Source organism: Microbacterium hibisci (genome assembly GCF_015278255.1).
Classification (GTDB): domain Bacteria; phylum Actinomycetota; class Actinomycetes; order Actinomycetales; family Microbacteriaceae; genus Microbacterium; species Microbacterium hibisci.
This window is the reverse complement of the sequence record NZ_JADIJC010000008.1, coordinates 158902-183250: the sequence shown is the minus strand read 5'-3', so window position 1 is coordinate 183250 and position 24349 is coordinate 158902. Positions and strand designations below refer to the sequence as shown.

Below are 24349 nucleotides of genomic sequence, written 5' to 3'. Positions count from 1 at the left end.
CTGAACCAGGTTCAAAAATACCCGAGAGCCCGGGGGTCCCGTCCGCCTCCCGGCCTCCCGCGACAGGTCAACCAGCCTTACGCAGGAGAAAACCCGCCCACCCGCTCCTGTGGAAGCGCGGTTGACCTGTGGAAGCGCGGTTGACCCGTGGAAGCGGCGCGGAGTGCGAGCGCCGAGCGGGCCCGGTGCGGACCGAGTGGCGCCGCATCCGTCCCGTCGAGGAACAGGAGCGACCTCCGACCGGTGGGGGCCGGGGCCGCTTCGCAGGGTCAGCCCTGCGCCGGAACCTGGTACGCGACGTGCACGCGTCCGATCCGGCCGTCGAAGGCGAACGGCATCCGGTCGGCGTACGCCCGCGACACGGCGCCGCCGTACGCGCGGCCGACGTCGAGGCAGTCGTTCGCCGAGAACAGCAGCGGCGCGCTGACCGGCACGGTGCCCGACGCCACCTCGGCACCGTCGACCCGCAGCACGACGCTCAGCGGCCCACCGGGCCGCGGTTCGACGTACGAGGTGTCGATCTCGATGGTGTGATCGCCCGGGGCCAGCGGCTCGGTCGCTGCGATCGTCGTCCGCTGCACGAGGAACAGGTTGTACTCGTAGGTCAGGATGCCGTCGATGACGTACGCGGTGAGACCGCCGCCCGCCCCGCCCAGCTTGTAGAGCACACCGTTGGCCTTGTCGCCGGTCGTCGCCTCGATCGTCACGACGTTCGGCTTGTTGCCGAGCGCGGGGGCGCAGAACTCCGGCACGCGGAACGTCTCGCCGGTCAGCTCCCACTCGGTGTACGGCGGGGCGATGCGCAGCTCGGGGTGCAGCGGCGCCACCCAGAGCCCGCCGCCGATCGGGAGGACCTTGTTCTTCGCGGCCTCGATCGCGAACAGCTCCTTCATGGCGGCGAGCTTCTCGGGGTGCTGGTCGGCGAGGTCCTTCGACTGGCTCCAGTCCTCGTCGAGGTGGTACAGCTCCCACCGATCCGCGTCGGGGGTCCACGTCTGAATGCCCGGGGGAAGACCCGGCACCCACGGAAGGCGGGGCCCGGTCGTCGACGCGATCCAGCCGTCCTCGTAGATCGAGCGGCTGGCCATGACCTCGAAGTACTGCACGCGGTGGCGGCCCTCGGCGGTCTTGTCGTCGATCGAGTAGGCGAAGCTCGTGCCGTCGATCGGGTCCTGCGGGATGCCGTTGACCGTGTCGGGGTGCGAGATGCCGAGGATCTCGTAGATCGTCGGCGCCAGGTCAATCACGTGGTGGAACTGCGTCCGCGGCACCGGATCGTGCGCGATGCGCCCGCGCCACTGGATGAACATGGGGTTTCTCGTGCCGCCGAGGTGCGAGGCCATGAGCTTCATGCCCTGGTAGGGCGAAGATCCGGCCCACGCCCAGGCCGCGTGGTACTGGTTGTCGGTCGCGGGCGTCCCCAGCGCATCGAGGCCGCCGAGCTCGTCGAGAGCTGCGATGTGCTGGTCGATCGTGGTGGGGATCATGTTCTGCGCGAGCAGCTCGCTGATCGTCCCGTTCTGGCCCTCGCCTGACGAGCCGTTGTCGCCCCAGATGTAGACGATGATCGTGTCGTCGGCGTAGCCGAGTCGCTCGAGCTCGTCCACCACGCGACCGGCCTGCACATCGGCGTGCTCGCCGAACCCGGCGCAGACCTCCATCAGGCGGGCCTGGAACGGCTTCTGGTGATCGGGGATGTCGTCCCAGCCCTGCAGCGACTCCGGCCGGGGCGTGAGGACGGCGTCGTCGGGGATCCAGCCCGCGGCCTTGGCGCCCGCGTGCGCGTCCGCCCGGTAGGCGTCCCAGCCGTCGTCGAAGACCCCCTGGTACTTGTCGGCCCATTCCTTGTGCACGTGGTGCGGGCCGTGGATCGCCCCGGTCGCCCAGTACATGAAGAACGGCTTGTCGGGGCTGAGTGCCTTGTGGTCGCGCAGCCACGCGATCGCGTCGTCGGCGATGTCCTCGCTGAGGTGATACCCCTCCTCCGGTGTCTTCGGCGGCAGCACGCTCGTGGTGTTGCGCACCAGGTTCGGCTCGTACTGCGACGCCTCGCCGGCGAGGAAGCCGTAGAAGTACTCGAACCCGTTGCCGGTGGGCCAGTTCTCGTACGGGCCGGCCTTCGTGGTCTCCTCGGCCGGGGTGTTGTGCCACTTGCCCCACGCGGCGGTCGAATAGCCGTAGTTGCGCAGCACCTCGGCGATCGTCGCACTGCTCTTCGGGATGTGGCCCGAGTATCCGTCCCAGTCGTTGGCGAGCTCGGCGATCTGGCCGGCGCCCACGCGATGGTGGTTGCGGCCGGTCAGCAGCGCCGCCCGCGTCGGTGAGCACATGGCCGTGGTGTGGAACCGGTTGTAGCCGATCCCGCCCTGGCGGATGCGGTCGAGCGTCGGGGTGTTCACCTTGCCGCCCAGCGGCGCCGGCAGTGCGGGTCCCGCGTCGTCGATCAGCACGACCAGCACGTTGGGCGCATCGCCGTTCAGACGCCGCTCGGGCGGGAGCGGCGAATACGTGGACTCGGCGAGCGTCCGCCCCGCGTAGCTGCCAGACGGCTTCGGCGGGAAGGGCAGCGTCCGTGCAGGTGGGAGCGGCGCTCCCACGATCGATTCGCGGATGCCGTCTGCCATGTCGTGCTCCTGTCGCTCGTCCACCGTGACGGCCATGTCGATGGCTCGGCCGTCGAGTGCGCACGCCACGCGACGGCGCCTGGGAGGACACGACTTCAGGAGGCGACTGCGAGGTGGCTCGTCGTTCGGATCCCCCCAGGACCGTCGTACGGAGCGTGTCGCCTGGTCCGCATCCTATGAGGGCCGCGATGCGGGCCACAACAGTCGCGGCGCGTCCCGCGCGTGAACAGCGGGTGGAGAGGATCGGGAGCGCAGGCCTCGCACACAGAGACGCGGCCTTCCTGCCATGACCAGGATATCGCGGGGAGGGGGCCTTGCGGCAAGGGCCCCCCGCGGGCGCATACTTGTCGGTCGCGACGCTCCCCCGCCCTCTCCACCCTCAGCTCTCCGCCCGTACGCGCGTCGCGATGCCGCAGGAGTCGATGCCGTCATGTCCACTCAGACCAGCCCCTTCCTCCTTCCCGACCACCTCGCCGCCAAGTCGGCCCCCGCCCTCGTCGGCGGCGACGAGCAGCACTTCGGCGCCATCGCCGACGCCCTCACCCGTTCGATCGCGGGCCTCGAGGAGCGGCTCGACGAACTGCGTCGCCGTCCGGGCGGGCACGGGCAGGCCGGGCTCGAGCGCGATCTCGAGATCCACCGCGTCTCGGCCCGGCTGCGCGTGCTGCGCCGCTTCGGCGTCGATGCGTGCCTCGGCCGCATGGTGCCCTCCGACGGCTCGGCGCCGGTCTACATCGGCCGCTTCGGATTGACGGATGCCGCCGGCATCCGTCTGCTCGTCGACTGGCGCACGCCGGCAGCCGAGCCCTTCTTCGCCGCGACCCACGCCCGGCCCTCCGGTCTCGCCAGCCGCCGCCGCTACCGCTGGACGGGCGGCCGCGTCACGGACTACTGGGACGAGGTGTTCACCGCGGAGGGGCTCGACGACAACGCGGCGCTCGACGATCAGTCGGCCTTCATCGCGAGCCTCGGGGCGAGCCGTTCGCCCCGCATGCGTGACGTGCTGGGCACGATCCAGGCCGACCAGGACGCGATCATCCGCGCGGGATCCCGTGGTGCGCTCGTGGTCGACGGCGGGCCGGGCACCGGCAAGACCGTCGTCGCGCTCCACCGCGCCGCGTACCTCGTCTACTCCGACCCGCACCTCGGCGAGGGCCGGGGCGGGGTGCTGTTCGTCGGCCCGAGCCCTGCGTACCTCTCCTATGTCGAGGACGTGTTGCCGAGTCTGGGTGAGGACAGTGTGCAGACCTGCACTCTGCGCGATCTCGTGGCCGAGGGGGCGATCGCCGCGCCCGAGCCCGATCCCCGCACTGCCCGGCTCAAGGCCGACGCACGACTCGTCGACGCGATCGAGCCCGCGGTGGCCCTGTACGAAGAGCCGCCGACCGCGCCCCTCATGGTCGAGACGCCGTGGGGCGAGGTGTGGCTGACCCCGCGGGACTGGGCAGAGGCGTTCGCCTCCGCCGAGGCCGGGCTCCCCCACAACGAGGCGCGCGACCAGGTGTGGGAGACGGTGCTCGACATCCTCATCGACCAGGTCGACGGCGACGAGGTGCCGCTGCACCAGCTGCGCAAGGCGCTCGCGCGCCACGAAGAGCTCACGCGCATCTTCGGTCGCGCATGGCCGCTGGTGGAGGCATCCGTCCTCGTCTCGGATCTCTGGACCGTGCCCGCATACCTGCGCCGCTGCGCGCCGTGGCTCACGGCCGACGAGGTCGAGGCGCTGCAGCGGACGGATGCTGCGGCCTGGACCACGTCCGACCTGCCGCTGCTCGACGCCGCGCGGCGCCGGCTCGGTGACCCGGGCGCCTCACGTCGGCGACGTCAGCGCGAGGCGACCCTGGCGCGCGAGCGGGAGTACATGGCGCAGGTCGTCGACCGCCTGAAGGAAGCCGGCGACGAGATGATGCAATGGCTCGACGGCGACGATCTGCGCAACAGCCTGGTCGACGAATCCGTCGCCCAGGCGGCGGACCCCGACCTGCTGGCGGGACCGTTCGCGCACGTGATCGTCGACGAGGCGCAGGAGCTCACCGACGCGGAATGGCGGATGCTGCTGGCCCGGTGCCCGTCGCGCAGCTTCACGGTGGTCGGCGACCGGGCGCAGGCGCGCCACGGCTTCCGCGAGTCGTGGCAGGCGCGACTGGAGCACGCGGGGCTGACGGACGTCGAGATCGCATCGCTCACGATCAACTACCGCACGCCGAGCGAGGTGATGGCCGAGGCCGAGCCCGTCATCCGCGCGGCCATTCCCGACGCGAATGTGCCGACGTCGATCCGTTCGAGCGGGGTGCCGGTGCGGCACGGCGCCGTGGCCGAGCGCGACACGATCCTCGACGACTGGCTGGTGGAGCACCCGGAGGGCATCGCGTGCGTCATCGGCGACTCGTCGTTCGCGGGGGGCGAGCGGGTGCGGTCGCTCACCCCGGAGCTCGCGAAGGGCCTCGAGTTCGACCTCGTGGTGCTGGTCGAGCCGTCGCGGTTCGGTGGGGGCATCGAGGGGGCCGTCGACCGCTACGTCGCGATGACCCGCACGACGCAGCAGCTCGCGGTGCTGGAGGGCTGAGAGCGGCGACGCGGGTGCAGTGACGCCCGCGTATCTGCGGGACGTCGAGGCGGCTCTCTCCTGTGTGAGCACTGACGTCGACCAGGAGGTGTCCGACGCCGTCGAAGAGGCGGACCGCGAGACGCGCGGTTCGCTTGTGCGCTCGCTGCTCGCCGTCGTCGCCAATGTCGGTGTCCTGACCGCCCTGCTGGTGTATTTCGGCTGGGTGCGCAGCGACCAGATGTCGAAGATGCTCGGCGTCGACGAGGCGATCTTCGGGATGACGGTGGACGACTACGTCCGGCGCAGCGTGCAGCCGGTCGTGCTCCTTCCCATCTGCGTGGCCGTGGCCGGGCTCGCGTGGGTCGGGCTCGACCAGTGGCTCCGCCGGCGGCGCACCACGCTCGGACCGGACGATCGCGTGGTCACCTGGCTCGCGCGATGGATGTGGCTCATCGCCGTCGGCGTCTTCGTGGTGGGGCTGCTACTCGGGCTGATCGGCTATCCGCTGACCTTCATCGCAGCGCCGCTGGTGTGCGCGGGCGGGATGCTCCTGCTGCTGTACGGGCTGACACTGCGCGGCGGACTGCGGGATTCGGTGAGCTTCGCTCCGATGACCGAGGGCGTCCTCCGGGGAGCGATCGCGGTCCTCGCCGCGATCGGGCTGTTCTGGTCGGCGATGAACTACGCGACGGTGGAGGGCACAGAGCTCGCCCGCGACTTCCCGAACCAGATCGAGAAGCTGCCCGGAGTGATGGTCGACAGCGCGGCACCACTCGACATCGTGTCGCCGGGTGTCGACGTCACCTGCACCGGCTCCGGCGACGACCTCCGCTACCGGTATCGCGGGCTCCGCCTGCTCGAGTCGACAGGTGGCAACTACTTCCTCGTCTCGGACGAGTGGACGTTCGACTACGGCGTCGTCGTCATGCTGCCGGTCGACGGCGACGGTCTGCGGTTCACGTTCGTCCGCGACGTATACGGGGTGGCCGATGCCGGGGGCTTCGGCCCGTGCGCGCCGGTGACGACAGAGATCGCGGGCGGCGGCTGAGTATCTCCGCCGCCGATTCGGCCTCCATCACTGCAGAGCATCGGCAAGGGAGGGAAGCCCATGTCTCCGACAAGCACCAGTCCGAAGCGATCACTCGCGATCGGATCCGCCTTCGCGGTCGCGGTCGCCCTCGGGCTCTCGGCGTGCGGCGAATACTCGCCGATGGCCCCCGAGAAGGAGAAGGCGCCCCCTGCCCAGCGCGACAACGACTCTCGGGACGACGCCGATCCGACAGACCCGTACGCACCGCAAGCACCGGAAGCGATTCCGGATGCCGCGCCGCCGGCGGCTCCCCCAGGCGCCGACACGCAGCGGCCCGGCTCCGGCGGGAACACCACCCCTCGGAGTCGGCAGGGCGGACGGTCCGGCAGTTCGGGCGGGGGGTACGCCGGGAGCGGCGGATCGGGAAGCACCGGCGGCTCGGGCGGCAACGGCGGATCGGGAAGCAACGGTGGATCGAGCGGCAACGGCGGGCAGCCCGAGCCACGCGTCTATGCGTGGGGGCTCCCACTCAGCGACACGAGCCCCAACGACTTCCAGGACGGTCCCGCGTACGCGGCGCTGCTCGCCAACGACTGCGACCGCGCCGCCAGCTTCCTCGATGCCGGCAACCTCAGCAACAACGGCGTCGGTGCGTTCAGGATGAAGACGCCGCGCTATGTGCTCCTGCTCTCGGCGGGCATCGCGATGTGCCGTTCCGCGTTCGACGAGGCCCGGGCGAGCTATTCTGATGCGCTGAGCAGGTGGGGCACGCAGGGTCTGGACAATCCCGATCACCCCCGTGTGGACGACGACAACTTCGTCACGCCGCCGTGGCGCCGAGGCTACCGTGAGCCCGAGTGCGATCTCTACAGGAGCCTGACGTACTCACTCACCGGCGTCGCGGCCGACAGCCTGCAGTGCCCCGGCGGACTTCGGCCTGTGCACCGCTACGTGAAGTACAAGACGGTCATCCTGGTGGAGTCCGTGACCACTCCGGGCGAATCCGTCGAGCTCGAAGAGGACGTCGTCTTGTGGGACGACCCCCGCACCTCCGAAGACGAGACCGCCGTTCCCCCGAAGGACTGGAACGGCACCCCTGGACAGGCGGGAACCTCCTTCCAGCGCGGTCCGACGCTGGCCGGCGATCCCGACGACGAGTTCGACTTTCCGGAGCCGCCACCCATCGGGGAGTTCGTGGTTTCCGAACTGGCCACCGTCCAGACTGCCGCCGAATCCACCGCACCGTCCTCGGTGGAGCCGGCCGCGGCCGAGGCTCGCGAGACCGCGCCCGGTGCCGTCGCGCCGGCCACAGCCGCCTCGACGGACCACGCGATCACCGGGCCCGGCCCGGCGGATGGGCCCACGCCCACCCCAGCGGAGCCGGCAGATCAGACTGCACCCGTGGCATCCGTCCCGCCCGCGTCCCCTGCGCAGCCCGCGCCTGCTGCGGAGCCCGAGCCTGCGGCCCCTGCAGAGCCCGCGCCTCCTGCGCATTCCGCTCCTCCTGCGCAGCCCGCTCCTCCTGTCGAGCCCGCGGGCTCTGCGGAGCCCGCGGCGATGGAGCCCGCCGCCCCGCCGGCCGAGAACGAGCCTGCGCCACCCGCGGCTCCGTGAACGGCGGGTCAGCGGACGCGCAGCTCCTGCGGCTCGACCACGACATCGACCAGCGCCCCGTTGCGCCAGACGGTCATCTCCATCCGCCGCCCGATCGCGCCCTCGACCATGCGCCGCTGAAGCGCCGTCGGATCGGCGATCGCGACGCCGTCGAGCGACAGCACGATGTCGCCGGCGCGGGCGCCGGCCGCGGCCGCCGGGCTGTTCTGGACGACCGATACCACCTGCATGCCCACGCGCGATCCCGCCTTGGCGGCGACGTCCGGACCGAGCGGCACCGTCGAGCCGGCGATGCCGAGCCACGCGCGCCGCACGCGTCCCGTCGTGCGGAGCGCCTGGATGATCTCGAGCGTCGTCTCGTTGATGGGTACCGCGAGGCCCAGGCCGATGCCCGCGACGGCCGTGTTCACACCGATCATGCGACCGCGGCTGTCGGCGAGGGCGCCCCCGCTGTTGCCCGGGTTGAGGGCCGCGTCGGTCTGGATGACCTCGTCGATCACGCGTCCCGACCGCGTCGGCAGCGAGCGGCCCAGCGCCGACACGATGCCCGCGGTGACGCTGCCCGAGAACCCGCGCGGGTTGCCGTGGGCGACCACGAGCTGACCGACGCGCAGCTCCGCGGCATCCCCCATCCGCACCGGCGGCGGGGTGTCGCCGTCGGTATGGAGGACGGCAAGGTCCGACAGCGGATCGGCGCCGACGACCGAGGCGGAGGTCACCGCGCCGTCGTGGAACGCGAGTTCCACCGCGGTCGCCCCCTCGACGACGTGCGCGCTCGTGAGGAGGTGTCCGTGCTCGGTGATCACCGACGCGCTCCCGGCGCCGGCACCCTGTCGCGTGCGGACGCTCACCGCCGCGACCGCGGGCAGCACCGTCTGCGCGACCAGCACGACCGTCGACGAGTACGCGTCGAGCGCTTCCTGGTCGTCCATGCGACCAGTGTCGTCCCGTGACGGATGCCGCGGCCCGCGTTCGCGCACGGCGGAAGGCGCTGCGCGTCAGGCCGCGGCGAGCTCAGGGCGCGGCGAGCTCAGGTCGGGGCGAACGCAGGTCCCGGCGGGTTCACGCCGTCGCGCGTTCAGGTCGCGGCGGCTTCAGGTCGATGGCGAGTTCGGGTCGCGGCATCCCACCACTCCAGCACCCGCGTGCCGATCAGGGTGAGCCAGCGCGAAGGCTCACCCTCTGCGACGTCGACGTCGAACCAGGTGCGGCCCGGCAGCGGCGTCGTCTGCAGCCAGGTGCCGTCGGGCTGGCGCGCAGATCGCACGACCTCGATCGCATCGGCGAGCCGAGGGTCGGGCGACGTGCCCTCGAACAGGAAGGCGTCGCGGAAGTGGTCGAGCGCCGCCAGCACGCTGTAGCGGTGGCGGTTCGGGTACACGAAGCGGGTCGCGAAGGCGCCGACGAGCTCACCGGTGGACGCCCGGAACATCAGCCGCCGCGACAGCAGGTACTCCTCGCCCCCATGGCGGGCGTCGCGCATGCTCGTGTCGCCGGTGAACCGCTCGTACGCAAGGATGCCGCGCGCCGCATTGAGCGTCGAATGGAACGACGAGCGCACCGAGTCGCCCTCCTCTGCCTCGCAGTTCCACCCGCCGTCGGCGAGCCGGTGCTCGGGGAACCACTCGACCAGCCGCGATACGTCGGCGCCGAGCCACGCACCCGTCGCAAGCGTGTACGAGTTGATGCAGACGTCGACCTCGCCACCCCAGTAGGGCAGGTCCTCGTACTCCCAGCGGCTGTTCGCGTCGAGCTTCTCCGCCGTGCCCGCGAGCGCGGAGGCGTCGACCCCCCATTCGCGCAGATCCTTCAGCACCCAGGTCGTCCCGACCCACGGCTGACCCGGCCGCTCGGCCTCGCCGCTGCCGAAGAAGCCCGCGGGAAAGAAGGCGCCGCCCGCCCACTGCCCGTCGGCGTCCTGCTGCGCCAGCAGCCGCGCGCCGAAGCCCTCGGTCGCGACGCTGGCACGAGTCCTCTGCCACACCTCCGGCGGCGCGTCGGCGAGGTCGCGCGCGACCTGCCAGCGCAGCGCCGGGTCGGAATCGAGCAGCCAGTCGAGCAGACGCCGATCGGTGGTCATGGGTGGCACGCTACCGCGCGCCTCCGACGCGCCGCGAGCACCGGCATCCGTCATCCGAGGATGCACCGCGTTCGTTGCCCGCGGACCGCCGCACGGGGAGAATTGCCCGATGCCCATCGTCGACAACGGCGTCTATGTCGCCGGCAAGCGGATCCAGAATCCCGCGAGCCTCGCCGAGACCTTCGAGTACACGCGCGAGCACCACGGGATGGCCTGGATCGGCCTTTTCCGGCCCTCGCCCGAGGAGATCTCGCAGGTCGCCGATGAGTTCGGACTCCACGCGCTCGCGGTGGAGGATGCCCTCACCGGACACCAGAGATCCAAGCTCGAACGCTACGGCGACATCCTCTTCGTCGTGCTGCGGCCGGCGCGGTACGTCGACGAGACCGAGACGGTCGACTTCGGCGAGCTGCACGTGTTCGTGGGCCCCGACTTCATCGTGACGATCCGCCACGCCGAGTCGCCCGACCTCAGCCGCGTGCGGCGCCGCATGGAGAGCGAGCCGGATCTGCTCGCCCGCGGCCCCGAGGCGGTGCTGTACGCGATCCTCGACGAGGTCGTCGACGAGTACGCACCGGTGATCGAGGGGGTCGAGAACGACATCGATGAGATCGAGGACGCCCTGTTCGAGAACGGCGGGGTGACCCTCTCCAAGCGCATCTACGACCTGTCGCGCGAGGTGATCACGCTGCAGCGCGCGGTCGCGCCGCTGGCCGACATGCTCGACGCGCTGCAGCGGGGAGCGCCGAAGTACGAGGTGGATCTCGAGCTGCAGCGCTCACTGCGCGACGTGCACGACCACACGCTGCGCATCATCGACAAGATCTCGGCGTTCCGCTCGATCCTCGACAACACCCTCACCGTCAACGCGACGATCGTCACGCAGCGGCAGACCGACACCGCACTCCAGCAGAACGAGCAGGTCAAGAAGATCTCGGGCTGGGCGGCGATCCTCTTCGGCCCGACACTCGTCGGCACGATCTACGGCATGAACTTCGTCTACATGCCGGAATTGGAATGGCCGCTCGGCTACCCGATGGCGCTCGCCCTCATGGCAGCGACGAGCGTGACGCTGTACTGGGTCTTCCGCCGCCGCCACTGGCTCTGAGGACGGATGCGGAGACGGATGCCGGGGCCCGGCATCCGTCCCGTCCTTCGTCTTCGGCCGATCGAGGAGGCGACACCGCCGCGGCCCTCGTCGGGGCTTGTGCAGAGCCGAACGGCCGAGCTGAGGAGGCGCCGGCGCCCCGATGGCGATCAACGATTGACGCATTCGAAACTATGTTCTAAACTCGACTCATGACCAATCGTCGCGAGTCTCACTCCCGTGAGGGCGGTGAGTGGGCGCGCGTCGTCGATGAGGAGTTCTTGCCGCCGGTGCCGGATGCGGTGGACCTGGTGGTCGAGACGGCGGCGATGATGTCCGTCTTCGCCGCCCAGCGGCTGAGGAGGATCGACGCGATGCGGCGCGAGGTGCTCCGCGAGTCGACCGATCGGCGGGATGCGCCGCGAGAGATCGTCGAGCGGTCGATCCGGCTGGAACTCGCGGCGGCGATGCGCGTCACCGAGTACGCCGCGGGCCGCCTGATCGCGCAGGCCGAGGCGCTCGTCCGGGATTATCCCGCCGCGCTCGACGCCCTGGGCGCGGGCCGGATCACCGAGAAGCACGCCGAAGCCCTGACGGATCTGCTCGACGAGGCACCCGTCGCGCTTCGCGGTGAACTGCTGCCCCACGCTGTGGCCCTGGCCGAGTCCGAGCCCGTCGGCACGTTCCGGCGGGCACTGCGCCGCCTCATCGAGACCGCGCAGGCCCCGACACTGGAGGAGCGGCAGTCTCAGGCGATCGCACAGCGACGGATCGCGGTCGAGCCGGGGCACGACGGCATGGCCTGGCTGTGGATCTACGGCGCTCAGGTGGAGATCCATGCCATCCACGGTCGTCTCAGCCGGATGGCGAAGATCGCCGCACGGGCCGAAGGCGAGACCCGCACGCGCGATCAACTCCGTGCCGACATCGCGTCCGACCTCCTGATCGACGGCACCACCGACCACCTGTGTGCGGAGGCCTCTGGCGTCCGCGCCGAGGTCGTGGTCACGGTTCCTGTGCTCTCGCTGCTCGATGACGGGCTCGCAGTGGCGGGTGACCCCCCGGTCGTGGAGGGCATCGGGCCGATCCCGCTCTCGAAGGCACGTGCACTGTGCGGCGGCGACGCCCGCTGGATGCGCGTGCTCACTCACCCCGAGACCGGCATGGTGCTCTCCGTAGGGCGCGACAGCTACCGGCCGCCGGCCGCGCTGCGACGACTCGTGCAATGGCGAGCGGACCGATGCATGGGACCCGGGTGCTCGATGCCGGCCTCGCGCTGCGAGATCGATCATCAGGTCCGGTGGGCCGATGACGGCGAGACCTGCCTCGACAACACCCTTCCCTTCTGCAAGGGGCACCACCTCGTGAAGGACAACACCGATTGGCGCGTCCGGCAGATCGAAGGGTCCGGCGGCGCCGTGGCCTGGACCTCGCCGACCGGCCGCCGGTATGTGGTTCGGCCGGAGCGCAAGGTGCCGACCTTCACCGCCACCGCACCGGCGCCGCGTGTCCCCGGCCGCGAGTCCAGCGCAGATCCCCCCTTCTGAGCTCGGGCAGGTTCACCTGCCGCGCACCGCCCCGTTTCCACGCCGCGCCCCGCTGCCGTGCCACCGCACCCGCCACCGAGAGCCCACCCGCATCCGCGCCGCGCAGTGTGAGCTCAACCGCCGATCTCGGCCGCCTTCATCGCCTCTGCGAGGTCGGGGTTGCGCACCCCGAGGTGGGCGGTGATGTTCTCGCGCACCTCGGCGGACTTGCCCTGACTCAGTTTCGCCCGCGCATCGAAGCGCGTCACCCGCATTCGGACGCCGACGGCACCCTTCGCGGCGCGACGGGTGCCCGCTTCGTCCTCGGCCAGGCTGCGACCGTGCGGCTGCCCCTGCTCGAAGTGATCCGTGAGCCGGGAGAGCACGGCGTAGTTCTCTTCGTCCGACATCACCTCCGCCGTGCCGTAGAGATGCGCCGTGACGTGGTTCCACGTCGGCACCAGATCGCCGGGCGCGTACCAACTGGGCGAGATGTAGTCGTGCGGACCCTGGATGATGACGAGCATCTCGCGGGCGCCGAGCTCGTGCAGCCGATCGTCTGGCCGCCCGAAGTGACTCAGCAGCACGATGCCTTCGGCGTCCTCCTCCAGGAGCACCGGGTAGTGCGACGCGACCAGCGAACCGTCGACGTACGAGACGAAGGTCGCCCACGGATGCCGGCGGATCAGCTCCTTCACGTGCGCGGGGTCCGTCATGAGATATCGAGGGGTGTGGCGCATCACGCGTCCTTTCTGTTGATCCGGCCGCGGACGGCGAGGCCCGCACAGGCGATGACGGCGAGACCGCCGAGAACGGTCGGCAGACCGACGGCCTCGTGCAGGAGCAGGGCCGACCACAGGATGCCGAGCACGGGCTGCGCGAGCTGCACCTGGCTGACGCGCGCGATCGGTCCGATCGCGAGGCCGCGATACCAGGCGAAGAACCCGAGGAACATGCTGACGACGGCGAGGTAGGCGAAGGCCGCCCACTCCACCGGTTCCGCACGCGGCGGCTCCAGCGCGATCGAGACGAGCGTGCTGGCGATCATCAGCGGCGACGCGACGATCAGCGCCCACGACACCGTCTGCCACGCCCCGAGTTCGCGCGCGAGCAGGCCGCCCTCCGCGTAGCCGAGGGCGCACAGCACCACCGCGAGGAACAGCAGCAGGTCTGCCTCGTGGAACTCGCCGAGCCCGCCGTTCTGGAGTGACGCGAAGCTCATCGCCGCCACAGTTCCGAGGGCCGCGAACACCCAGAACGACCGACCGGGACGCTCCCGCCCGCGAACCACCGCCATCACCGCCGTCGCGGCAGGAAGCAGCCCGATGACCACGACCGCGTGGCTGGCCGGCACCGACACCAGCGCATACGAGGTCAGAAGCGGGAAGCCGACCACCACCCCCGCGGCGACGACACCGAGGCGCACCCACTGCACCATCTCGGGCCGCCGCTGACGCGTGAACCCGAGCGCGAGCGCGGCGAGCAGCGCGGCGACCACTGCCCTGGCCGATCCGATGAAGAGCGGCGACAGGCCTTCTACGGCCGCGCGTGTGAAAGGCAACGTGAACGAGAACGCGACGACGCCGATCAAGCCCCAGGCCAGACCGGCGCCGCTCGATAGCGGTCTCGCAGCCGCGAGAGTAGCGCTACTCTTATCTGTCATGGATCAGGATAGCACTGAGCGCATCGCCACCGCGCTCCGCAGGTGGATCGAGGGGGCGGCGCCCGGCGCGCAGCTGCCGTCGAGCCGTACCCTCGTCGCCGAGTACGAGGCGAGCCCGGTCACGGTCCAGAAGGCGATGCGCCGCCTCATCGCCGCTGGTCTCATCGAGAGCCGGCCGGGGGTCGGCACCTTCGTGCGCGCGGTCCGGGCGGCCCGACCCGCCGACTACGGCTGGCAGACAGCGGCGCTCGGCACGCCGCAGGCCCGCGTGTCGATGCTGTCGTCCACACAGCGGTCGGTCGCGCCCGATGCCATCAGCATGCACTCGGGGTATCCGGCATCCGATCTCCTTCCCGAACGCGCAGTCCGCACCGCCATCGCCCGCGCGGCGCGTTCGAGTGCCGCGATCACCCGTTCGCCGGTGACCGGGATGCCGCAGTTGCAGGAGTGGTTCGCGCAGGAGCTCGCCGCGGCCGCCCCCGCAGGGATCACTCCTCCCGCCGCACGGGACGTGCTGATCATCTCGGGCAGCCAGAGCGGACTGTCGTCGATCTTCCGCGCGGTCGTCGGGCCTGGCGAGCCGCTCCTCATCGAATCGCCGACGTACTGGGGAGCGATGCTCGCCGCCGAGCAGGCCGGCGTCGTGCTCGTGCCGGTGCCCTCCGGCCCCGAGGGACCCGATCCCGACGAAGTCGACCGTGCGCTCCAGCGCAGCGGGGCGCGCGCGTTCTACGCACAGCCCAACTTCGCCAACCCGACCGGCGCCCAATGGCCGACGAGCACGTCCGACGCGATCCTCGACATCGTCCGGCGCCGCGGCGCCTTCCTCATCGAGGACGACTGGGCACACGACCTCGCCATCGACCGCGACGCGCACCCGATCGCCGCGCACGACGACGACGGGCACGTCATCTACCTGCGGTCCCTCACCAAGAGCGTGTCCCCCGCGCTGCGGGTCGCCGCCGTCGTCGCCCGCGGCCCGGCACGAGAACGCATCCTCACCGACCGCGCCGCGGAATCCATGTACGTCAGCGGGCTCCTGCAGGCCGCCGCGCTCGACGTCATCACCCAATCGTCGTGGCGCACCCACCTGCGCTCGCTCCGCCAACAGCTTCGCGACCGCCGCGATCTGCTCCTCGACAGCATGCGGGAGCATGCGCCCACCGCGCACATCGAGTCGACGCCCGCCGGCGGCCTCAACCTGTGGGCGCGGCTTCCCGACGGCGTCGACGCGGCATCGACCGTGCGCGAGACCGAGGCGCGCGGGCTCATCATCGCCGACGGCGCCGAATGGTTCCCCGCCGAGCCGTCGGGCCCGTTCGTGCGTCTGAACTACTCGAGCGAGGATCCACGGCGGTTCCCCGAGGCGGCACGCATCCTCGGCGACGTGCTCGGCGCGGCCACCGGCTGAGCGGATCGGCGTGGGGGACGGAAGGTCGCCATCGCCTACCGCTAGGGTGAGTGCTCCGCTCGCCGCACGAACAGGGGACTCCATGCACGCCGAGATGACGCCATCCACGCCGGGCGCCAACGGGTGGCAGCGATTCTGGAATCGCGGCGGCTGGTGGCGCTCGCTCCTCCTGGTGGTCGCGTACTACGCGCTGTACCAGCTCGGCTCGCTCGCCTTCATCCCGCTGTACACGTCGACCGACGACCCCGCCGCGCTCGTCTGGTTCGGCACCGTCCTCCCGGTCGCCCTCGGCGGGTTCATCCTCCTGCTGTTCGCGTGGTCGGTCGGCTGGCTGCGCGAGCTGTTCGGGCGGCAGCCCATCGGCGGCCGCGGCTGGATGTGGATCGCCGTCGGGGTCGTCCTGCTGTCCAACGTGCTGCGGTTCGCCACCGTCGACTACGGCGCGGCGGGCGCGGGCATCGTCCTCGCCTGGCTCGTCGGCGGCCTGTGCGTCGGCTTCGCCGAAGAAGTGCTCACCCGCGGCTTCGTGGTGAACCTGATGCGCAAGGGCGGGTATCGCGAGATCACGGTCGCCGCGGTGTCAGCGGCCTTGTTCGCCGTGCTGCACGCCGGCAACCTGCTGTCGGGGCAGTCGCCGTTCGCGACGGCGTTCCAGCTGGTGTACACCTTCGCCTTCGGCATCCTGATGTATCTGTCGCTGCGGGTGACCGGCAGCCTCATCTGGCCGATCCTGCTGCACGCCTCGACCGACCCGTCGATCTTCCTGCAGACCCTGTACCCCGCCGACGGCGCGCTGACGACGATCGCCGCCCAGGGCAATATCCTCGTCATCCTCGCGGGCATCGTGCTGCTGTTCTTCATCCGCGGCAAGGTCGCCGACCCCGCACGCACGATCGAGCCGAGCGCGAGCCCCCGAACGAACGGCTGACCCGGGTTCACCCGGTCAGGGTCCTGTCGCCGGTCGGAAGCTTCTCGGCCTGATCAGGGCCGGCGCTCACCGACCGGCCCAGAGGGCGGAGCGGATGCCGCGGACCCCCGGCCGAAAGGCGAACAGCCGCCGCTCGCGTGCCGGATCCCCCGCCGGGCCTTCGCCGAGGTGGTGCGCGGTGTCGGTGGCGAACTGCGCCGTTCCGAGCGACGGGATGTCGGCGTAGCCGGTCCGCGGGTCAATGGGACTCACGGGAGACCTCCGATCCGGATGAGCCGACCAGGAAGTCGAGGTCGGCGCCCTTGTCGGCCTGCAGCACGTGGTCGACGTACAGACGCTCCCACCCGCGGCGAGGATTCGCGTACCCGTCGACGGTGGCAGGGTTCGGCATCCGTTCCGCCAGCTCTTCCGCGGGCACGTCGAGGTCAAGGCGGCCGGCGCGGACGTCGAGACTGATCCAGTCGCCCGTCTGCACGAGGGCGAGCGGGCCACCGGCGGCGGCCTCGGGGGTGACGTGCAGCACGACCGTGCCGTACGCGGTGCCCGACATGCGGCCGTCGCAGATGCGCACCATGTCGCGCACCCCCTTCTCGAGCAGCTTGGTCGGAAGTGGCATGTTCGACACCTCGGGCATGCCCGGGTAGCCCTTCGGCCCGCAGCCGCGCAGCACCATGACCGAGTTCTCGTCGATGTCGAGGTCGGGGTCGTCGACGCGGGCGTGGAAGTCCTCGATCGAGTCGAACACCACCGCCCGGCCCCGGTGCTTCAGCAGATGCGGCGAGGCTGCCGCCGGCTTGATCAGGGCGCCGCCGGGGGCGAGCGAGCCGCGCAGCACCGAGATGCCGGCGTGCGGCTGCAGCGGCGTGCTCCGCGGGGTGATGACGTCGGCGTCCCAGATGCGGGCGTCGTCGAGGTACTCCACGAACGGCCGGCCCGTGATCGTGAGCGCCGTCGGGTCGAGCAGGTCGCGCACCTCGCGCATCACGGCCAGGAACCCGCCCGCTCGGAACAGGTCGTCCATCAGGTACCGGCCGGCGGGCTGCAGGTTCACCAGCAGCGGCACGTCGGCGCCGATCCGGTCGAAGTCGTCGATCGTGAGGTCGATGCCCAGCCGCCCCGCGATGGCGAGCAGGTGCACCACGGCATTCGTGGACCCGCCGATCGCGGCGAGCGCGACGATCGCGTTGTGGAAGCTGCCCTTGGTCAGGAACGACGACGGGCGCCGGTCCTCCGCTACGAGCGCCACGGCGAGCGCGCCGGTCAGGTGCGCCGCCTCGAGCAGCCGCGCGTCCGGTGCGGGCGTACCCGCGACGCCGGGCACCACCACTCCGAGCGCTTCGGCCACGAGCGCCATCGTCGACGCCGTGCCCATCGTGTTGCAGTGGCCCTTGGAGCGGATCATGGACGACTCGGACTTGAGGAACATCGCCTCGCTCAGCGTGCCGGCGCGCACCTCCTCGGACAGTCGCCACACATCCGTGCCGCAGCCCAGCGCCTCGTTGCGGAAGTGGCCGGTCAGCATCGGCCCGCCCGGTACGACGACGGCGGGCAGATCGACGGATGCCGCGGCCATCAGCAGCGACGGGATCGTCTTGTCGCAGCCACCCAGCAGCACCACCCCGTCGATCGGGTTGGCCCGGAGCATCTCCTCGGTGGCCATCGCCGCCATGTTGCGCCACAGCATCGCCGTCGGCCGCACGTTCGTCTCGCCGAGCGACACCACCGGCAGCTCCAGCGGGATGCCGCCGGCCTCGTAGATGCCGTTCTTCACCGACTGCGCGACCTCTGTCAGGTGCGCGTTGCAGGGCGTGAGGTCTGACGCGGTGTTCGCGATCGCGATCTGCGGGCGACCCGTGAACGCCGAATCCGGCGCCCCGCGCCGCATCCACGCCCGGTGGATGTACGCGTTCCGGTCATCCCCCGCATACCAATGCGAACTGCGCAGCGTCACCGTCGACTCCTCCGTCCCGGCCGCGGCGCCGGGCTCTCCGCCATCCTCCCCCAATCCCGCCGCCCCGGGTCCCCGCGCCGACAGAAGCCCCGAGGCGTTTCGTCTGCGGGCGCCAGAGCGCCCTCCGCTCAACGACCGGCACTCGACGGGTCCCCGGCCGTTGAGCGAGCGAGGAACGAGCGAGACGAAACGCCCCGAACCCGGCGGAGAACCGAAGCCCCGAGGCGTTTCGTCTGCGGGCGCCAGAGCGCCCTCCGCTCAACGACCGGTGGCACCGCGTCCCGGCCGTTGAGCGAGCGAGGAACGAGCGAGACGAAACGCCCCGGACCCGGCGCAGAACCGGAGCCCGAGGCGTTTCGTCCTTCCGCCTACTTCGACACGGTCACCTTCAGCGGGGCGCTCACGGTGCTGCCGGCGGCATTCGTGAACTCGACCGTGTAGGTGTACGTGCCCTTCGCCTTGCCGCTGACCGGCAGCGTCGCGCGCTGCGCGTCGGGGGTCGCGGCCGTCAGGTCGCCCGCTCCCACCTCGCTGCCGTTCTCGAAGAACCGGTACGAGGTGGCGTTGGTGCCCCACCACAGGTTCGCCGTCACCGTGTAGGTGCCGTCGCCGTCCTTGTTGTCGGCCGACAGCACGGGCTTGCCGGGCGACGCGTCCGTCACCTTGACGGTGAGCGGCTGCGTGGCGGTGGTGCCCTTCGAGTTCAGCAGCTCGCCGGTGAACACGTACGTGCCGTTCGGCAGGCCCTCGATGTCGACCACCGCGCGCTGCGCGCCCGGGGTCATCATCGTGAGCGGCACCTTCGCGACCAGCTCGCCGTCGCGGTAGAGCTTGAACAGCGAGCCGTTCTCGCCCCACCACAGGTTCATCGTCACCTGGAACGTGCCGTCCTTGAGTCCGGTGTCCCATCCGTCGTTCGACGACAGCACGGCCTTGGCGGGGGCCGTCTTGGCGCCGTCGTCGGAGGGGACCTCCGGGAGGGTGACGGATGCCGTCGCCGCGGACCGCTCGCCCTCGCCGAGCGCGTTCACACCCGCGACCTCGAACGAGTGCGTGGAGCCGAGCTCCAGCGCCTTCACGGTGCACGTCGTGCCGCTCGTCTCGCAGACCGGCTCGCTGCTGCCCGCCTCGTACACGCGGTACCCCGCGAATCCCGGACCGGTGAGGGCTGGGGCATCCCACGACACAAGGATCGAGGTGTCACCCGACCGCTCGGCCGTGACGTTCTGCGGTGCCGCCGGCAGCGTCTGGTCCGCCACGGCCAGCCACGAGATGACGGGCCGCTCGCTCCCCGCGCCCTCGTTCGTCACCACGTAGTCCACGGTCGCCGGAGCCGTCAGCGTGAACGTCAGCGCGGCGGAGAGCGGCGTGTTCGAGCCCGACAGCGGGATGCTGCCCTTGGCGAGCTCGGTGCCGGCCACCGACACGGTGTGGTACATCGAGCGGTTGACGTTCCACCACTCCGTAAACCCTCCGGTGAGCGAGTAGGTGCCCGCGTCCAGCGGCAGGCGGTAGATGAGCTTCGTCGTGTCCTGGTAGAGGCCCGTCGAGTATTTCTCGTTGAGGTCGGTCGTGCCCTTCGTCTTCATGCCGTCGGAGACATAGCCCCACTGGTCGGCGGCGGTCGAGACCTGGTCGACCTTGTCGTTACGCAGGCTGACGCTCTGCGCGACCGCCGTGTACTGCGGCGACGCAGCCCCGTTCGTCCCCGCGTCGATGTAGTACACCAGCGCCGGCGGCACGATCTCGAAGGCCGCGACCACGGCCTGATCGGTGTCGGCGAGGCGACCGGTCACGGTGAGCTTCGCGTACTCGCTGCGGGGCTGCGCGGCGGAGGCGGCATCCCACTCCACCGCGCGCTCCGCGCCGGCGACCACGACGGTCTCGGGCAGCTCCTCGTCGACGCCCAGCGCACCCTGCACCCCGAGGTCGCGCGGCAGGCTCTGCACGTAGACGAGCGCGAGGCGGGCGTTGTAGCCGCTCGTGCCGTTCGTGCCGAACTCGACGTCGACCACCGCGTCCGCGTCGAGCGTCAGCGTCTGCGCGACCGGGGTCGCCGCTCCCGTCGAGGCGGCCGTCTTGGTGGTCTCCGTGCCGGACGCCTTCACCTTCGAGTAGACGTTGGTCGTGAGGCCCGCACGCGGCGCCTGCACGGCGACGATGTTGTACGAGCCGGCCGGCAGCGCCAGGTGGTAGGTGATCGGCTTGTTGTAGTCGGCGCCCACATATGACGAGCCCCAGTCCTGCGGGCTCCCCGCCGCAATGGTGGTGGCCGTGGTGGAGTAGCCCCACGTCTCGCCCGCGGTCGTGCCGTCCCACTTCTGGTCGGCGCCGTCGTTGAGGAGATCCGGGAAGGATGCCTTCACGCCGGCGTAGACCGATCCGTCCACCGTGGCAGCGGCGCCCGAGTCGATGAAGTACTCGAGGTCGGCGGGCGTCACGAGCACGGTCGCACTGAACCGCTGGTACACGCCCGACGCCAGCTTCTCGGTCGAGCGGCCGGTGGCGAGGAACGTGCCGAGCTCGGCGACGGTCTTCGCGCTCGCCACCGACGAGAGGCTCCACGTGACCTTCGCGTCGGTGCCCGCGAGCGAGAGCTTGGCCGGGAGCGTGCGGTCATTGGACGCGATCGTCACGACGCCGAGCGGCAGCACGTCCGGGCTGACGTCCTTGGGCGTGAGGCCGTCGGCGGCTGCCGTCAGGCGGGCTGCCAGCGCCGTCGCACCCTCAGCGTCCAGGCCGTACTGCTCCGGGGAGTCCACCGCGGTCTGCGCGTTCGCGCGCACGGCGGCGAACACCGCCCACGTCTCGGCGCTGTACTCGCTCTCTTCCAGGCCGTCGACGGCGTCCAGCGCTGCGGCCAGCGCGGCGGTGTCGACCTTCGAAGAGTCGGCCGTGGCGGTGACCACGCCCACGGCGTCCACGTTGATCGAGGCGTCGTTCGCCGTCTTGATGACGACGGTGTGCGCGGCGTCCTCCAGTCCGCGCAGGATGAACGTCGTACGCTCACTGCCGGCGCTGAAGGTGGGAGCTGCAGCGGTCACCTGTACGCCGTCGACGATCACGTCGAGCGTCGTCGCGCCGGAGTTGGTGCCGATGATGTCGAGGCCCGTGCCGGTGAACGCGTAGGTCATCGCGGCGCCCTTGGCCGTGCTCTTCGAGGCGGTGCGCTGCCACTCGAACATGCCCTGGCCGTTGACGTGGCTCCAGCTCGCATCGAAGTCGAGCACAGGCACCGAGGTGTCGGCCCAGCTGGTCTGGTGCATGCCGTCGATGATCGCGGCGTAGTACGGGGTGTAGCCCGGCACCGGCTCGACCTTCAGGTTGTCGAACGCGACGAAGTTGAAGCTCGAGCCGAGCTGGATGCGTCCGGTCGCCTGGGGTGCGGCATCCGTGTACGTCGCGATCTGCACGCCGTTCACGTACGCGGTGTAGACCGCCCCGGCCACCTTCACGGCGACGTTGTTCCAGACGCCCGCGCCGGTCTTGAAGGCCACGGCGGCGTCGCCCGCGACGGTGCCCGTCGACAGCGTCGCCCCGAAGCGCATGAACGTCCACGCGCCGTTCGGGTCGATCCGCAGCTCGGCCGCCGAGACGTTCTGCCCGTTCGCGGTGCCGCCCTGCTCGCGCGTGCCGATCGTCGCGTTCTGCGCCCCGGCCGCCTCGAACAGCACGTCGGCCGAGACGGTGTAGTTCGCCCAGCGCGCGTCGCCGATCGTCGTCTTGGGGTCGCCGCCGTTCCACGCGCCGCCCGCCATGCCCGGCCCGACCTGCTGGCGGAGCACGCGGTCGTGCGCGGCATCCGTCGTCGCCACCGACTCGAACGCGCCGTTCGTGTCGTTGGTGTAGCGCGGCGTCGCGCCGTAGTCCTCGGTCTGCACGGCCGGCGTGCCCGCAGGCTTCGCCCGCGCGCCGCGGCTCTCGAGGAACGACTCGCCCTCGGTGAGCTCGCCGGTGGCGGGGTCGTAGCCCTTGACCGGGCCCTGCTCGGCGTAGTCGAAGTCGTCGGCGTAGAGGAGCGCGTCGTCGGTGACGCCGTTGACGGCACCGCTCGCGTCGGTGTCGAGCACGTCGCGGCCACCGTCGGCGTCGGTGTACTCCTTCGACGTCGGCAGCGAGCTGCCGTAGCCGTCCTTGGCCGAGAGCTCGCCGTCCGCGCCCGCGGTGGCGTGATCCAGCGTCGTGAGCGTGAGCGCCGACCACGGCTTCACCGTCACGGTGTACGCGCCGTCCGCCGCCGGGGCGAGCTCGCCGACCGGCTGCAGGTAGTTGGCGTCGTACGCCTGGCCCTCGTCGGCGGCGCGGGTCTCCCACAGCTCGGCGGTCTGGTCGGAGCCGAGGCTCAGTCCGTTCGCCACGACGCGGTAGGTCTTCGTGAACTTCGAGTCGTTGATGATCACGGTCGAGAAGTCCGACGCGTCGGGCGCCGCCAGCGTCGTGTACGACGCGCCTCCGGCCCGTGCACCGCCGGGCGGGTTCCCCGTGCCGAGCTCGCTCTTGGACGCCTGCGGGATGGCGCGCCAGATGCCCGCCGTGTTGTCGTCGTTCTCCCAGCCCAGCTTCGCGAACTGTGTGAACTGCTCGATCACCGAGAGGCCGCCGTCGTAGTACAGCCAGCCCGACCACGGCTCACGCGCGTTCACGAGCTCCTTCGAGGAGTACTGGAACCCGTCGTAGAACGAGCCGATGGCCGGCTGGAAGATGTTGAGCGTCCGACGCGAGGCGGAGAAGCCGGTGGTGACCCAGTTGCCCATCTCCAGCGCGCTGTTGGTGCCGCCGAACTGGGTGCCGAAGCCGCCCTGCTCGTCGCTCGCGTTGTTGTTCGGGCGGTCGGCCGAGCTCGAGAACGTCGACTGGCCCTCGGAGTTCCAGACCTCCTGGTCCAGCTGCTCTGCGATCTTCTTCATGTTGCCGGCGCTGTCGTCGGCGCTGGAGTAGTGGAAGCCGACGATGTCGACGGCCTCGCGCAGCGACGGGTCGGTCGCCGAGGTCATCGCGTTGCCGAAGCTCAACGGCGGCGTGCCGACGGTGTCGGCGGCGACCGTCTCGATCGCGCGGTAGAGGTTCCCCTCCTCCTCCGAGGCGAACCCGTTGTTCGGGTCGGCCGCAGTCGCCCCCTCGTAGCCCTTGGTGTCGGTGCGCAGCCAGCCCGAGAAGTTCTTGTAGAGCTGGAGGTTGGGGCTGCTGGTCTCGTTGGTGTCGGGGTTGATCGAGTCGACCATGACGCCGAACTCGCGATAGGCGGCCAGCACCGTGTTCTTGAACCAGATGTACTGGTCGGCATCGTTCGCGACCCAGGTGGGGCGGTTCCACCGGAGGATGCTCACGTGGACGTCGCCGTGCGCCACGTGCTGGGCATCGGCGGCGAGCTGGAAGCCGGGCTCGCGGAGCACGTTCGGGTACTCGTCGCGGCTGCGCATGGTCGCAGGGTTCGGGCCTGTCGAGGTGTTGCGGTCGTTGCCCATCTCGATCTTGACGGTGTTCATGATCGGGTGGTCGCCGCCGAAGAGCGTCTCGATGAGCTCCCAGTACTCGTCGGGGTGCTGCGCCTTGTAGTCCAGCAGCAGTGCGCTCGTCGAGTTCGCCGACAGCACGCCGAAACCCTTGAACGTCAGACCGTTCCGGTTCTGCGCCGCCGCGGCGACGTCGGCGCCGTTCACGGTCACGACGACCGGGTCGGTCACGGCGGCGGTAGCGGGGGAGAGCGGGATCACTACGGTGGCCACCGCGACTGCCGCCGCGGTGAGGGCGGCCGTGATCCGGGCCGATGACATCTTCGCCATGGAGTTCCTCGTCGTCGAAAGAGAGCCCACTGGGGTCGCCTGCCAGCGAATCATCGGCCTCTCGACCGCGGAAGCGAATCGTTCAGAATCGAACACACTCGCAT

At 70.7% G+C, this 24349-nt stretch carries 15 protein-coding genes; 7 read left to right on the top strand and 8 right to left on the bottom strand.

Features of this window, described 5'->3' with window-relative positions; all coding sequences use genetic code 11:
• Positions 1–269: 269 nt before the first annotated feature.
• Entirely contained in the window at positions 270–2624 is a 2355-nt protein-coding gene (locus tag IM770_RS14965) for an arylsulfatase (protein ID WP_203581951.1), read from the bottom strand.
• A gap of 430 nt (positions 2625–3054) precedes the next feature.
• Here IM770_RS14965 and helR point away from each other — a divergent pair, with 430 nt between their 5' ends.
• The 3 genes from helR to IM770_RS18095 all read left to right on the top strand — a co-directional run bounded on the left by helR (position 3055) and on the right by IM770_RS18095 (position 7816).
• Positions 3055–5190 (top strand): RNA polymerase recycling motor ATPase HelR, encoded by a 2136-nt coding sequence (gene helR / locus IM770_RS14960; RefSeq protein ID WP_203581950.1) that lies wholly within the window; start codon positions 3055–3057, stop codon positions 5188–5190.
• Between the two features lie 64 nt (positions 5191–5254).
• Positions 5255–6220 (top strand): hypothetical protein, encoded by a 966-nt coding sequence (locus IM770_RS14955; RefSeq protein WP_203581949.1) that lies wholly within the window; start codon positions 5255–5257, stop codon positions 6218–6220.
• A 60-nt stretch (positions 6221–6280) separates the two neighbouring features.
• Positions 6281–7816 carry a hypothetical protein gene (locus tag IM770_RS18095; protein WP_203581948.1) on the top strand — a complete coding sequence of 512 codons (1536 nt, stop codon included), beginning with the start codon at positions 6281–6283 and terminating at the stop codon, positions 7814–7816.
• 8 nt (positions 7817–7824) lie between these two features.
• Here the strand turns inward: IM770_RS18095 and IM770_RS14945 are convergent, their stop codons facing one another.
• Positions 7825–8748: a S1C family serine protease gene (locus tag IM770_RS14945; protein ID WP_203581947.1), complete on the bottom strand. Its 924-nt coding sequence runs from the start codon at positions 8746–8748 to the stop codon at positions 7825–7827.
• 146 nt (positions 8749–8894) lie between these two features.
• The gene (locus tag IM770_RS14940) at positions 8895–9896 is read right to left on the bottom strand and encodes a squalene cyclase (RefSeq protein ID WP_203581946.1); all 1002 of its coding nucleotides are present in this window, start codon (positions 9894–9896) and stop codon (positions 8895–8897) included.
• Between the two features lie 109 nt (positions 9897–10005).
• On the opposite strand from IM770_RS14940, the gene corA reads away from it, so the two are divergent.
• Positions 10006–11004 (top strand): magnesium/cobalt transporter CorA, encoded by a 999-nt coding sequence (gene corA, locus IM770_RS14935; RefSeq protein ID WP_203581945.1) that lies wholly within the window; start codon positions 10006–10008, stop codon positions 11002–11004.
• Between the two features lie 191 nt (positions 11005–11195).
• Positions 11196–12530 (top strand): HNH endonuclease signature motif containing protein, encoded by a 1335-nt coding sequence (locus IM770_RS14930; protein ID WP_239066276.1) that lies wholly within the window; start codon positions 11196–11198, stop codon positions 12528–12530.
• 113 nt (positions 12531–12643) lie between these two features.
• On the opposite strand, the gene IM770_RS14925 is transcribed toward IM770_RS14930, so the two are convergent.
• A complete protein-coding gene (locus tag IM770_RS14925) occupies positions 12644–13249 on the bottom strand; it encodes an FMN-binding negative transcriptional regulator (RefSeq protein WP_203581944.1) in 606 nt (201 codons plus the stop codon).
• Positions 13249–14172 (bottom strand): DMT family transporter, encoded by a 924-nt coding sequence (locus IM770_RS14920; RefSeq protein ID WP_203581943.1) that lies wholly within the window; start codon positions 14170–14172, stop codon positions 13249–13251. Before IM770_RS14920 ends, IM770_RS14925 begins: the two co-directional genes overlap by 1 nt.
• On the opposite strand from IM770_RS14920, the gene IM770_RS14915 reads away from it, so the two are divergent.
• Positions 14171–15583 carry an aminotransferase-like domain-containing protein gene (locus tag IM770_RS14915; RefSeq protein WP_203581942.1) on the top strand — a complete coding sequence of 471 codons (1413 nt, stop codon included), beginning with the start codon at positions 14171–14173 and terminating at the stop codon, positions 15581–15583. The two genes, IM770_RS14920 and IM770_RS14915, sit on opposite strands and share 2 nt — an antisense overlap.
• Positions 15584–15677: 94 nt before the next feature.
• Positions 15678–16511, top strand: a complete 834-nt coding sequence (locus tag IM770_RS14910; protein ID WP_203581941.1) for a CPBP family intramembrane glutamic endopeptidase — start codon at positions 15678–15680, stop codon at positions 16509–16511.
• Between the two features lie 66 nt (positions 16512–16577).
• Here IM770_RS14910 and IM770_RS14905 read toward each other — a convergent pair whose 3' ends face one another.
• The 3 genes from IM770_RS14905 to IM770_RS14895 form a co-directional block, all read right to left on the bottom strand.
• Positions 16578–16763, bottom strand: a complete 186-nt coding sequence (locus IM770_RS14905) for a hypothetical protein (RefSeq protein WP_203581940.1) — start codon at positions 16761–16763, stop codon at positions 16578–16580.
• Positions 16750–18462, bottom strand: a complete 1713-nt coding sequence (locus IM770_RS14900) for an IlvD/Edd family dehydratase (protein WP_203581939.1) — start codon at positions 18460–18462, stop codon at positions 16750–16752. The genes IM770_RS14905 and IM770_RS14900 overlap by 14 nt, the downstream gene beginning before the upstream one ends.
• Positions 18463–18830: 368 nt before the next feature.
• On the bottom strand, positions 18831–24245 hold the full coding sequence (locus tag IM770_RS14895) for a fibronectin type III domain-containing protein (protein WP_203581938.1): 5415 nt from the start codon (positions 24243–24245) through the stop codon (positions 18831–18833).
• Between the last annotated feature and the right edge of the window lie 104 nt (positions 24246–24349).

Coding starts and splice junctions, on each gene's coding strand:
- IM770_RS14925 (WP_203581944.1), bottom strand. CDS start 13,249: ATGCGCCACACCCCTCGATATCTCATGACGGACCCCGCGCACGTGAAG.
- IM770_RS14945 (WP_203581947.1), bottom strand. CDS start 8,748: ATGGACGACCAGGAAGCGCTCGACGCGTACTCGTCGACGGTCGTGCTG.
- helR (WP_203581950.1), top strand. CDS start 3,055: ATGTCCACTCAGACCAGCCCCTTCCTCCTTCCCGACCACCTCGCCGCC.
- IM770_RS14940 (WP_203581946.1), bottom strand. CDS start 9,896: ATGACCACCGATCGGCGTCTGCTCGACTGGCTGCTCGATTCCGACCCG.
- IM770_RS14915 (WP_203581942.1), top strand. CDS start 14,171: ATGGATCAGGATAGCACTGAGCGCATCGCCACCGCGCTCCGCAGGTGG.
- IM770_RS14910 (WP_203581941.1), top strand. CDS start 15,678: ATGACGCCATCCACGCCGGGCGCCAACGGGTGGCAGCGATTCTGGAAT.
- corA (WP_203581945.1), top strand. CDS start 10,006: ATGCCCATCGTCGACAACGGCGTCTATGTCGCCGGCAAGCGGATCCAG.
- IM770_RS14930 (WP_239066276.1), top strand. CDS start 11,196: ATGACCAATCGTCGCGAGTCTCACTCCCGTGAGGGCGGTGAGTGGGCG.
- IM770_RS18095 (WP_203581948.1), top strand. CDS start 6,281: ATGTCTCCGACAAGCACCAGTCCGAAGCGATCACTCGCGATCGGATCC.
- IM770_RS14920 (WP_203581943.1), bottom strand. CDS start 14,172: ATGACAGATAAGAGTAGCGCTACTCTCGCGGCTGCGAGACCGCTATCG.
- IM770_RS14895 (WP_203581938.1), bottom strand. CDS start 24,245: ATGGCGAAGATGTCATCGGCCCGGATCACGGCCGCCCTCACCGCGGCG.
- IM770_RS14965 (WP_203581951.1), bottom strand. CDS start 2,624: ATGGCAGACGGCATCCGCGAATCGATCGTGGGAGCGCCGCTCCCACCT.